The following is an 11366-nucleotide window of genomic DNA, read 5'->3' on the forward strand; positions in this document are numbered from 1 at the left end:
CCGCCCCGGCACGGAGGCCGTGCTGCTGGAACTGGCGGAGGAACTGGAGTCCTCGCTGCCGTGGCGGCGTACGGCACCGATGGGCGCCTGAGGCACGGGACGCCGCCCTCGGGTGGGGCCGGGGGGCGGCCGAGGAGTCAGACGAGCGACTTGTGCATCACGTGCAGGCCGACCGGGCCGTGCCGAGGGTGGTCGAAGGCCTGCGGGATCGTGCCGACGACGGTGAAGCCGAGGGAGGTCCACAGGGAGACCGCGGGGTTGGTCTCGACCACCGCGTTGAAGACCATGGCCCGGTAGCCGTGGGCCCCGGCCTCGGTGAGGACGTGGACCGCGAGGGCGCGGCCGATGCCCTGGCCGGCGTGGTCGGGGTGGACCATGAAGCCGGCGTTGGCGACGTGCGCGGCCGGGCCGCCGTAGTTCGCGGTGAGGTAGGCGGAGCCGGTCACGGTGCCCGAGGGGTCCTCGGCGACGTAGACCCGCTTGGCCGGGCTCATCCACAGGGCCCGGGCCGCCCGCTCGTCGGTGCCGGGGTCCCAGGCGTAGGTCTCGGCGGCGGCCACGATCCGGTGCCAGAAGGGCCAGATCCGCGGCCAGTCCTCGGGCACGGCGTCTCTGATCTGCATGGGCGTGAGTCTCGCACGCCCATGCGCCGCGGCGATCGCGCGGGTCAGTCCACGCTCGGCAGGATGTGGGGTTCGGCGAGATCGTCCTCGTAGCCCGCGAGACGGATGGGGGCCGACCGGGCCCACACGTCGAGGCTGCCGAGTTCTCCGGGCCGGCGGCCCCGGCGCTCCGCGTGTTCGTCGGGGCACTGCTCGCGATTCGTCTTCTCCGGTGTCACCGCGCACTCCTTGTGTGTCGGGTCCCCTCGGGGCGTACCGGGCAGCTGTGCTCCGGCGCTCACCGCCCGCTCGGGTCTGGATGAAAGGCCAGTTCGGACGCGGTGGCGCCGGGTACCTCTGGTCGGAGCAGGCCGATGTGCTCCGGCTCGCCCCCAGGACGGGCGTGGGTGTGGGTGGGACCCTTTGTGCTGCCCGTCCACCCCAGATTAACCAAATGAGCGAGCCTGCGCTCGATAGGGAGTGCAAACAAGGGGTAACTATCGGGCTTCGATGCGTGACGAATACCACCCAATATGCAGTTCTTCATAACAAATCGCCCCACCGAAGCGATGCCGAACTTCACCCGTTCGGCCCAGCCGACGCAGTTCAAGTGCCGTTGGTCCGGCCGCAAGCTCACCATGGTCTGCTGGCGCCCGAACGGCTGTCTCGCGGAAGGACTGACGCATGGAGCTGCGCAGCGTCGAGGAGCTGATGGACCTGCTGTGCGCGGGCCGGTACCAGCACGCGCTGCGGACCGCCGCGCTGCTGCGCCGCAGCCGCCCCGCCGACAAGGAACTCCAGGTGGCGGGGCTGGTCCAGGGGATCGGCCCGGTGCTGAGCCCGGGCGACGCGGCGGGCTGGGCCCGCGCCGCCGCAGCGGCGGTACGGCCGCTGCTCGGGGAGCGGGTGTTCCGGCTGGTGCGCGGGGACGCCCCCGCCGACGACGACGCGCTGCGGCTGCGCCAGGCCGCCGAGGAGGGCCGCACCGAAGGCTTCGACGCCGGGGTGCTGGAGGACTGGCGCACGGTGCTGGAGCTGATCGCGGCCCGCAACCGCCGCCTCGACCCCGTCGAGGGCCCTTCCGGGGCCCCCGGGGCTCAGTGACCCGTCACCACTTGCCGGGCGCGTAGTCCTTGAGGAAGACGCCGTACACGTCCTCGCCCTCCTCGCCGCGCACGATCGGGTCGTAGACGCGGGCCGCGCCGTCGACCAGGTCGAGGGGCGCGTGGAAGCCCTCCTCGGCCAGGCGCAGCTTGTCGTAGTGCGGGCGCTCGTCGGTGATCCAGCCGGTGTCGACGGACGTCATCAGGATGCCGTCGGTGTCGAACATCTCCTGGGCGCTGGTCCGCGTGACCATGTTCATGGCCGCCTTCGCGGCGTTGGTGTTCGGGTGCCCCGCGCCCTTGTAGCCGCGGCTGAACACCCCTTCCATCGCGGAGACGTTGACGACGTACGACCGTCCCCGCGCCGCCTTCCGGGCGGCCTCGGCCATGGCCGGGCGCAACTTGCTGATCAGGATGAAGGGCGCCGTGTAGTTGCACAGCTGGGTCTCCAGCAGCTCCACCGGGGAGATCTGCTCGATGCTCTGCACCCAGGTGTTGGTGTCCACGACGTCGGGGACCAGACCGCCCGCGTCGATGGCGGTCCCGTCCAGGTGCCGGGCGACGCTGGCGTTGCCGGCGACGAGCGCGAGGTCGGCGACCTTCTGCGCCTCCAGGCCGCTGGTGCCGACGGGCAGCGCGGCGATGCCGTCCACGGCTCCCGAGTTGAAGGCGCCGATGACGTGGTGCGCGGGGAGTTCACCGGCGGGCAGCGGAGCGCTCTCGCCGTCGACCAGGGCGGCGTACGCCGAGGGCAGTCGGCGCACGGTCTGCGTCGCGTTGTTGATCAGGATGTCCAGCGGGCCCGCCTCGGCGACCTGCTCGGCCAGGGCCACCGCCTGCGCCGGGTCGCGCAGGTCGATGCCGACGACCTCCAGGCGGTGCAGCCAGTCCGCGGAGTCCTCCATCGCCTTGAACCGGCGGATGGCGTCCTTGGGGAACCGGGTGGTGATCGTCGTGTGCGCGCCGTCGCGCAGCAGCCGCAGCGCGATGTACATGCCGATCTTGGCCCGGCCGCCGGTGAGCAGGGCGCGCTTGCCGGCGAGGTCCGCGCGGGCGTCCCGCTTGGCGCGGTTCAGCTCGGCGCACTTCGGACAGAGCTGGTGGTAGAAGTAGTCGACCTCGACGTAGCGGGTCTTGCAGGTGTAGCAGGAGCGCGGGCGCTGGAGTATCCCCGCGATCCGGCCGGCCTCGACCTTCGAGGAGGGCAGGATGCCCTCGGTCTCGTCGTCGATGCGCTCGGCGGAGCCGGTGGCCGTGGCCTCGGTGACGGCGCGGTCGTGGGCGGTCTTGGCGGCCCGGCGCTCCTGCCGGCGGCGCTGCTTGACCGTGCGGTAGATGTGCGAGGTGGCCCGGCGCACGAGGATCGCGTCGGGGTGGTCCACGTCGAGCCGGTCCAGTTCCTCCAGCACGCCGAGGCAGACGGCCAGGCGCTCGGGGTCGATGCCCGGGCCGTGGACGACCTCGTCCGTGGCCATGGAGTCCGCGGCCATGGAGCCGTCTTCTGTCACCGTCATCGCGCTGCCGTTTCCCTGATCCGCGCAGCGCTCCGACTCGCGCCCGCATTCGAACGGCGAAATTTTACGGAGCGCCGGGCCCGGAACCAAAACCGGCGCGGATCACGCACGGATTCCGCCCCGCGCGCTCAGCCCGCCGGGGACGGTTCCGCGGCGGCGGTTTCCCGCCGGCGGCCCAGGAGGCGAGCAGGCGCAGGCCCTCCTCGGAGGGCGAGCCGGGTTCGGCGGTGCAGACGGTGCGGGCGAGGCCGGGTTCGGCGGTCATGTCGAGGCCCTCGTAGGCGGGGGTGAGGTCGCCGACCGCCCGGTGGTGGAAGCGTTCGGTCCCGGTGCCGCGGTGGCGGACGTCGTGGGCGCCCCGGCGGGTGCGGAACTCGTCGCCGCGGGTGGACAGCTCGCCGCAGAGATCGTGCAGGTCCCGGTCGTAGGGGTCGCGGCCGGCCTCGGTGCGCAGGACGGCGACGGCCATGTCGGCGGCGAGGTCCCGGGTCGGGGTCGAAGCGGCGCGCGGCGGGGTCGAGGAAGTCGAAGCGGGCGAGGTTCTTCCGGGGGGCCTGGTCGGCACGCGCGACGGCAGGGCCGTGCGGATCCGCGCCGGCCAGGCCGTCAGGTGCCCGGCCGGCGAGGAGCGCTGGCACGGCGCCACCGGCACCACCCTCGTGGCGCGCGTCGCCATGGTCGTCGGCGCCGGCGGCACGGACGGCACCACCTGGCTGGAAGCCGTCACCGACGAGCAGGACGCCGACGCCCTCGACAGCGCGGGCCGGCCCGGCCCGTACGAGGGCCGGGCCCGGCGTCCCTCAGCGGTCGCACACCGCCCGCAGCGCCGCCACCTCGGCCGACACCGCGTGCGCGAACCGGTCGAGGTCCGGCACGGCCTGCGCGTCGGCGACCAGCCCGTAGTGCACGCGCCCGCGGTACGTGGAGACGGCGACCGCCAGCGACTGGCCGGGCGCGAGCGGGGCCAGCGGATAGACCTCGGTCAGCTCCTGGCCGCCCAGCCGCAGCCCCACCCCGGGCAGCGGCACGCTCGTCACCAGGATGTCGAACCACAGCCGCGCGGCCTGCCCGACCAGCGGACCGCCGAGCCGGTGGCCGAGCGCGGGCACGTGGTCGGCGAGCAGCGCGACGGCGCCGGCCCCCCGGTCGGGGCCCGCGTCCTTGTTGCGGACCATCGCGGTGCGCACCGCGGCGAGCCGGCCGAGCGGGTCCGGCTCGTCCACGGGAAGCCGTATCAGGTAACCGGAGAGCCGGTTGCCGGGCGGCTGCGCGGTGCGCGGACGGCGCCGGGAGACCGGGATCAGGGCGCGCGGCGCGACCCCCTCGCAGTCGTCGCCGCGTTCGTCGAGCCAGCGGCGCAGCGCACCGGCGACGACCGCGATCAGGACGTCGTTGACGGTGCCGCCGGCCGTCTTGCGCACCCGGTGCACCTCGTCGATGTCGAGGACGACCCCGGCGGTGCGGCGGGTGCCGCTGGCCGGGGCGGCGAGGGCGGAGGCGGGGCGCATGCGCAGGGTGGACAGGGCGAGGGAGGCGCCGATGTCCACGGCCCGGCCCATGTCCGACAGGGCGCCGCGGACCAGGCCCGGGAGCATGCCGGGCAGGCCGCGTACGTCCGGCAGCGGTCCGCGCGGCGGCGCGGGCTCGGCGGCGCGCGGTGCCCGTTCCGGCACGTCCACGGGGTCGAGGACGCCCGCGGCGAGCCGCAGCGCGCGCAGCCCGTCGGCGAGGGCGTGGTGGAACTTGAAGAGCACGGCGAAGGAGACCCCGTCCTCGCCGGGCAGGACGTGTGCCTCCCAGGGCGGCCGGCCGCGCTCCAGCGGACGCTCCATCAGCCGTCCGGCGGCCGCGTGGAAGTCGGCGGCCGGGGCGTGCAGCCGTACGTGGTCGAGCGGGTCGAAGTCCGGGGCGGGTTCGCGGGCGGCGCCGCCGAAGGCGAGCGGCTGCCAGACGTCCCGGATGCGCAGCCGGAGCCCGGGGACGGCGGCGGCACGCGCGGCGAGCAGGTCGGCGGCGTGGGCGCCCGCGGTGGGCGAGTGCGCGGCGAAGACACCGAGGGCGCCGAGGTGCATCGGGTGCCGGCCGGACTCGATGTTCCAGAAGGCGAGGTCGAGGGGGGCGAGCAGATCGGAAGTCACGGGCGTGCCTCGCGCGTCGACGAAGGAGGGGACAGCAGTCAATCCCCGACAGTCGATTACGGTCAAGTACGATCAAGCTACGCACAGTTAACAACAGATAAAGTCCCGCCCCTCCGAAAGGGGCGAGACTCCGGAGACGCTGAGGTCACTTCAGTACCGGGGGCGCCGCCTCGGGTGACGTACCCCACTCCGACGGGCGCGGGCCGACCGTGAACGCCAGCGAGCGCAGCGAACGCAGCGCACGCGTCGTCAGATACGTCCGCCCGTGCGCCGCGCCGTCGGTGCGCACGCCCTGCACGTAGCGGTCGGCGGCCGAGGTGCCCGGCGCGGTGACGGTGAGCGTGCCGTTCGGCCAGTAGCGGCGGTCCAGGGCGAGGTCGACGCGGTCGAAGACCGGGGTGGACAGGCCCCAGGTGTCGTACCCGGGCTGGATCGGGAAGAGCCCGATGGAGGACAGCACGTTCCAGGCGGACATGGTGCCGAGGTCGTCGTTGCCGGTCATGCCGGTGGGCCCGTCGGTGAACAGGGTCAGGGCCGCGTGCACGACGTCGGTGGTCTTCCAGGGCTGGCCGGTGGCGAGGTAGGTGTAGGGCGCGATGAGGTCGGGCTCGTTCATCGGGTTGTAGACGGTGGCGTTGTAGTAGGCGTACGCGTCGCCGTGCACCCACACCTCGCGGGCCGTCCTCCCCGGATCGGCGAGCAGCCGGTCGTAGGCGAAGAAGGCGTCGAGCCGGTCGTTGGCCGCGCGCTCGCCGCCGATCAGCCCGATCATGCCGGGCAGGTCCTGCGGGACCAGCCACTGGTACTGCCAGGCGGTGCCCTCGTGGAAGCCGGCGCCGAGCGCCGGGTCGGGCGAGCCGGTGAAGGCGCCGGAGGCGTCGCGGGCGCGGAAGAAGCCGGTGCCCGGGTCGAAGATGGTGCGGTAGTTGCGGGACCGGGCCGCGTACCGGGCCGCGTCCGCGTGATGGCCGAGACCGCGGGCCATCTGGGCGAGCATGGCGTCGGCGAGGGCGTACTCCAGGGTGACGGAGGCGCCGTGGTGGTAGTCCGAGTCGCCCATCTTGGCCAGCGGCCGGTCCTTGACGAACGGGGCGAAACCGTGCGCGATGTACTCGGCGTCGGCCTCCCGGCCGATGCCCGGATTGGCGGCGGGCGGCACCCCGTCCGCGTTCTTCCGCAGCGCGCGGTAGGCCCGTTCCTCGAACCCCTTCAGCAGGCCCATCTGGTAGGCGGTGGTCAGGAACGGGGTGACCGGGTCGCCGCTCATCACGTTCGTCTCGACCGGGCCGTAGCCCCACTTGGGCAGCCAGCCGCCGTCCTCGTCGATCGCGACCACCGAACGGGCCATGTCCCGCGCCTCGCGCGGCGCGAGCAGCGCGAGCAACTGGGCCTGGGTGCGGTAGGTGTCCCACAGCGACCAGTTCTGGTAGTACGTGAACCCGTCCGCGTGGTGCACGCGCCGGTCCCAGCCGAAGTAGCGTCCGTCGGTGTCACCGCCGACGTTGGGCGCGAGGTAGGAGCGGTACAGCGAGGAGTAGAAGGTACGGCGCAGCGCCGCGCTGCCGCCCTGGACGCGTACGGTGCCGAGCCGCGCCTCCCACTGCGCGCGGGCGCGCTGCCGCACGGCGTCGAAGGACCGGCCGCCCTCGGCGCGCAGATTGCGCCGCGCGCCCGTGGCGTCGACGTAGGAGAGCGCGGTGGTCGCCTCGACCGTGCGGTTCCTGGTGGTGTCGAAGCGGACGTAGGCGCCGCCGTGTCCGTCGCGCGAACCGGGGGTGACGGTGGCGCCGTCCCAGGTGCCGTACGCGGTGAAGGGCCGGCTGAACCGGGTGACCGTGTAGACCGTGTACGGGGCGGTATCCCGGCAGAAGCCGTGGCCGGTGATCTCGGTGCGCACGGTGCGGTCGTCCAGGATCTCGACCTTGCTCGCGCTCGTCTTGTGCAGCGCCTGGGCCGCGTTCAGCAGGACGTTGGCCTTGGTGGTCGCGGGGAAGGTGTAGCGCTGCACCCCGGTGCGGGCGGTGGCGGTCAGCTCGGCGCGGATGCCGGAGGCGAGGCCGACCCGGTAGTAGCCGGGGCTCGCCGCCTCGTCGTCGTGCGAGAACGCGGCGGCGTACGTGGCGTCGTCGGTCCGGGTGACGTCCCCGGTGGTGGGCAGCACGGGCAGGTCGCCCCCGATGCGGCAGCCGACGCCCGAGAGATGGACCAGCGAGAAGCCGCGGATACGGCCCTGTGTGTAGTCGTAGCCGGTCATGTGGCCGGTGTCCGGCGAGAGCTGCACCATGCCGAAGGGCACGGCGGCGCCGGGGAAGGTGTTGCCCTCGTTCTGGCTCCCGATGAAGGGGTTCACCAGGTCGGTGAGGCGGCCGTCGGCCCGCTCGGCGGCTCCCGCGGCGGGGGTGGCGATCAGCGCGGACGCCGCCATCGCCCAGGCCAGGCACAGCCGTGTGCGCCGGGTCCCTCTCATGTCGGATGACCTCCGGAGGTTCGACATCGTTGCCTGCATCGTGGCGGGCGAACGACGCGAATCCGGGCATTGCGCGGGGAAAGCGCGGAACGCGTCGTCCTCGGAGGCCTTCTGACGGCCCGTGAGCGGACGTTGAGGCAGCGGGGGCCCGCACCCCTGGGGGTGCCGGCCGCGGTGGCCCGTTGCCCCCAGGGATGGCCGGCCGCGTCGGCCCGTGCCCCTAGGGGGCGTTCGGGGGCCGGGTGAAGCAGCAGTCGCCGCAGACTCCGCCGCCGGGGACGCGGTAGTACAGGCAGCAGCTGCGGCGGCGGAAGGCGGTGGCGGTGCGGATGCCGGTGGGGCGCAGCAGGGGGTGGCCGAAGAGTTCGGCGGTGAGCGCGCGGACGCGGGCCGGCACGTCGGTACGGCCCTGCGCGCCGGCCCGACGTTCCAGTTCCCGGGCCGCCCCGGCGAGCGCGGAGCCCGCGTTGCCCCGCAGCAGGCCCGCCGCGACGCCGTAACGGGCCCTCAGGGCCTTCTCCAGGGGCTCCAGATGCCCGTGCAGCACGGCGTCGGCGAGCGCGGCGGCGTCCCCGGGACCCGGGCGGACCTCGGTGAGCCACAGGTCGTCCGGCGCGGCGGCGGTGATGTCCCAGCGCAGCAGGTCCGGGCGCAGATCGGGCAGCCGGCCGTACAGGGCGGCGCAGCCGAGCGCGGCCGACCAGAGCCGCGCCGCCAGCCCCTGCTGGCCGATCGAGGCGGCGACCCGCGTCTCGGCGGTGCGCAGCCGCTCCCCCACGGCCCGTACGCGGGACGCCAGCGGGTCCGGTTCCGGTCCGTCCGGTGCGTAGGCCTCCGCGAGGGTGGGCAGCCGGGCGGGGCCGCCGTCCCCGCCGGGGCCGGGCACCGTACGCAGGACGAAGAAGCCGCCCAGGGGGCGGAGCGCGGCGAGTTCGGGGTCGAGGTCCACGACAGACACTCGTACCAGGCCCGTTCGCGGCCCGGACAGGGGGGCTCCCCTCTGGGGGTAACCCCCCTAGGGGATGATCACCGCGCCGTCGTACTCCATCGGCAGTAGGACGTAGTGCGTGCTCAGGGACGACGACAGGGAGCACCCGGGCGGGCAGAGTGGTGGACCATGGAAGCCGACCGTACGCAGCGCCGGGCACCGGGCCCCCGCCGCACCCAGCCGCCGACGAGCGGGAGTGGCCGATGAGCGCCCTCGCGCTGTCCGTGCTGCTGTCGCTCGTGTCCGCCCTCGGCTACGCGGGCGGCGCGATCGTGCAGGAGCGGGTCGCGGTCGCCTCCTCCGGCAGCACGTACCTGCCGCTGCGGCGCCCCGGCTGGTGGGGCGCGCTGGCGCTCAACGGCCTCGGCGGGCTGCTGCACGTCGTGGCGCTGGCCTTCGGCCCGCTGAGCATCGTCCAGCCGCTCGGCGCGCTGACCATCGTCTTCGCCCTGCCCCTGGCCACCCTGTGCGTGGGCCGCCGGGCCGGCGCGACCGCCTGGCGCGGCGCCGTGATGACCACGGTCGGGCTCGCCGGCCTGCTCTCCCTGGTCGGCTCCTCCGACGACCACGCCCTGGACGCCGCCCAGCGGATGGCGGCCGGCACGGTCACCGGCGGCGCCGTGGTGGCGCTGATGTGCGCGGGCCGGGCCACCCACCGGCACCCGGCGGTGCGCAGCGTGCTGCTCGCCACGGCGTCCGGCACGGCGTTCGGCATGTCCTCGGTGTTCACCAAGTCGGTCGCCGTCGGCTGGGACGACGGGTTCGGCCCCGGCGCCGTGTTCCTCCTGGTGCTGATCGGCGTGTTCTCCGTCGCCGGCGTGCTGCTGTCCCAGGCCTCCTACGACGGCGGCGGCCTGGCCGCCCCGCTGGCCACCCTGACCGTCGTCAACCCGGTGCTGGCCGCCGCGGTCGGCATCCTCATGTTCGGCGAGACCTTCCGGCACGGCACCACGGGCACCCTCCTCGCGCTGGGCTGCGGGGTGCTGGCGGCGGGCGGGCTGATCATGCTGACGACGGAGCGGATGGAACAGCCCCCGGCGTCGCCCGACGAGCCGGTCACGGACGGGGCGCCGCTCGCGGTGCCGCGCCAGCGGGTCGACGGACAGGACCTGCGGATCGACGGGCGGGACCCGAGGGTCGGCGGACCGGAGCCGCGAGCCGGCGGGCCGGAGCGGCGAGCCGGCGGGCCGGAGCGGCGGGAAGCCGTACGGGGCGCCGGGCCGCTCACGGAGCCCGGGCTGCGGGAGCTGCTCGCCCAGGCGGCACCCGACCTCGCGGTGCCGGACGCGGGTGAGGCCCTGACGTCCGGGGACCGGGCGCTGCCGCTGTCGCATCCGTCACGGCCGGTGTCGCGCCGACGGCGCTCGCGGGTCAGATCCTGACGCCGTGGGCCCGGAGGTAGGCGAGCGGATCGACGTCCGTGCCGAAACCGGGTCCGGTGCGCACCTCGAAGTGCAGGTGCGGTCCGGTGACGTTGCCGGTGGCACCCGAGCGGCCGATGCGCGCTCCCGCGATGACGTGCCGGCCGACCCGTACGGCGATGGCCGACAGATGACCGTACTGGGTGTAGCGACCGTCCGCGTGCCGGATCACCACCTGGTACCCGTAGGAGCCGCCCCAGCCCGCCGCCACCACCTGCCCGGCCTCGACCGCGTGTACGGCGGTCCCGGTCGGTACGAGGAAGTCGACGCCGGTGTGGTAGCCCTTCGACCAGTGCGACCCGGCGGCGCGGTACCCGGTGCCGATGGACGCGTGCACCGGGGCGACGAGCGCGTGGGCCGGCGCCGGGGCCTGTGGGTGGGCCTTCGGCCGCGAACCCCCCTTCTTCGCGGGCGCCTTGGCGGGCTTCTCAGGGGCCTTCGCGTGCTGCTCATGGGCCTTGGCGCGCTGCTCGGGGGGCTTGGCGCGCTTCCGCGTCGCCTCGGCGAGCGCGTTCGCGGGCCGCAGTGTGAGCCGCTGGCCCGGCAGGATCAGGTTCGGGTCGGCCCCGACGGTGGCGCGGTTCGCGGCGTACAGCGGGCGCCAGCCGCCCGGCACGTGCTGGTCGTCGGCGATGCCGGAGAGGGTGTCGCCTCGTACCACCGTGTACATCTCGGTGCGCCCCGCGCGGGACTGCGGGGTGTGCTGCGGCCGTACGTCGTGTGCCGAGGCGTCGAGCGCCTTCCCGGCGACGGTGCCGTGCTCCTCCCCTGCCGGCGCCTCGGTCCGGGGCACGCCCCGGCCGCCGCCGTGGGCGGCCGTACCGGCGACGGCCTCCGGGCCGGCCGTTGTCTTCGCCGCGCCGGCTGTCCCGGCGGCGATCAGCGGAAGGGCGAGGCCCGCGCCGCCCGCCGTGACCGCGAGCGAGGCGCGGTTGATCCTGTTCGGCTGATACCGGCGGTGCCGGCCGGGTAGGGCCATGTCCGAAGTCCCCTCGGCATGCGTCAGGAGGGGCAAAAGTATGCGCACGAAACACGCCGTGACAAGACACCGAACCGGCCGTCCGCGGGCACCAAGTCACCGATTCCGCACGGATGTTGAGCGCATTCCCGCCGGACCTGCGGGGACGGCGGGC

General features: G+C 74.4%; 10 protein-coding genes. 2 read left to right on the top strand and 8 right to left on the bottom strand.

The window, feature by feature from the left end:
- Window positions 1–137: 137 nt before the first annotated feature.
- Together FRZ03_RS04615 and FRZ03_RS04620 are read right to left on the bottom strand one after the other, a co-directional pair.
- Complete coding sequence (locus tag FRZ03_RS04615) at window positions 138–623, bottom strand: GNAT family N-acetyltransferase (protein ID WP_146463839.1); 486 nt, start codon at window positions 621–623, stop codon at window positions 138–140.
- Between the two features lie 44 nt (window positions 624–667).
- Complete coding sequence (locus FRZ03_RS04620) at window positions 668–841, bottom strand: hypothetical protein (protein ID WP_146463840.1); 174 nt, start codon at window positions 839–841, stop codon at window positions 668–670.
- 445 nt (window positions 842–1286) lie between these two features.
- On the opposite strand from FRZ03_RS04620, the gene FRZ03_RS04625 reads away from it, so the two are divergent.
- Window positions 1287–1706, top strand: coding sequence for a hypothetical protein (locus FRZ03_RS04625; protein ID WP_146463841.1), 420 nt, complete (start codon window positions 1287–1289; stop codon window positions 1704–1706).
- 4 nt (window positions 1707–1710) lie between these two features.
- Here the strand turns inward: FRZ03_RS04625 and FRZ03_RS04630 are convergent, their stop codons facing one another.
- From FRZ03_RS04630 to FRZ03_RS04660, 5 genes are all read right to left on the bottom strand, one after another.
- Window positions 1711–3219, bottom strand: coding sequence for an SDR family NAD(P)-dependent oxidoreductase (locus FRZ03_RS04630; RefSeq protein WP_146463842.1), 1509 nt, complete (start codon window positions 3217–3219; stop codon window positions 1711–1713).
- Between the two features lie 64 nt (window positions 3220–3283).
- On the bottom strand, window positions 3284–3895 hold the full coding sequence (locus FRZ03_RS38800; RefSeq protein ID WP_261398560.1) for an MmyB family transcriptional regulator: 612 nt from the start codon (window positions 3893–3895) through the stop codon (window positions 3284–3286).
- A gap of 124 nt (window positions 3896–4019) precedes the next feature.
- Complete coding sequence (locus FRZ03_RS04645; RefSeq protein ID WP_146463843.1) at window positions 4020–5357, bottom strand: wax ester/triacylglycerol synthase family O-acyltransferase; 1338 nt, start codon at window positions 5355–5357, stop codon at window positions 4020–4022.
- Window positions 5358–5502: 145 nt separating this feature from the next.
- Window positions 5503–7824: a GH92 family glycosyl hydrolase gene (locus FRZ03_RS04655; protein WP_146463844.1), complete on the bottom strand. Its 2322-nt coding sequence runs from the start codon at window positions 7822–7824 to the stop codon at window positions 5503–5505.
- A gap of 220 nt (window positions 7825–8044) precedes the next feature.
- Window positions 8045–8773, bottom strand: a complete 729-nt coding sequence (locus tag FRZ03_RS04660; protein ID WP_146463877.1) for a (2Fe-2S)-binding protein — start codon at window positions 8771–8773, stop codon at window positions 8045–8047.
- A 242-nt stretch (window positions 8774–9015) separates the two neighbouring features.
- On the opposite strand from FRZ03_RS04660, the gene FRZ03_RS04665 reads away from it, so the two are divergent.
- On the top strand, window positions 9016–10194 hold the full coding sequence (locus tag FRZ03_RS04665) for a DMT family transporter (protein WP_186785257.1): 1179 nt from the start codon (window positions 9016–9018) through the stop codon (window positions 10192–10194).
- On the opposite strand, the gene FRZ03_RS04670 is transcribed toward FRZ03_RS04665, so the two are convergent.
- Window positions 10184–11212, bottom strand: a complete 1029-nt coding sequence (locus FRZ03_RS04670; protein ID WP_146463845.1) for a M23 family metallopeptidase — start codon at window positions 11210–11212, stop codon at window positions 10184–10186. The two genes, FRZ03_RS04665 and FRZ03_RS04670, sit on opposite strands and share 11 nt — an antisense overlap.
- Window positions 11213–11366: the final 154 nt, after the last annotated feature.

Source organism: Streptomyces misionensis, assembly GCF_007896895.1.
GTDB lineage: Bacteria > Actinomycetota > Actinomycetes > Streptomycetales > Streptomycetaceae > Streptomyces > Streptomyces misionensis_A.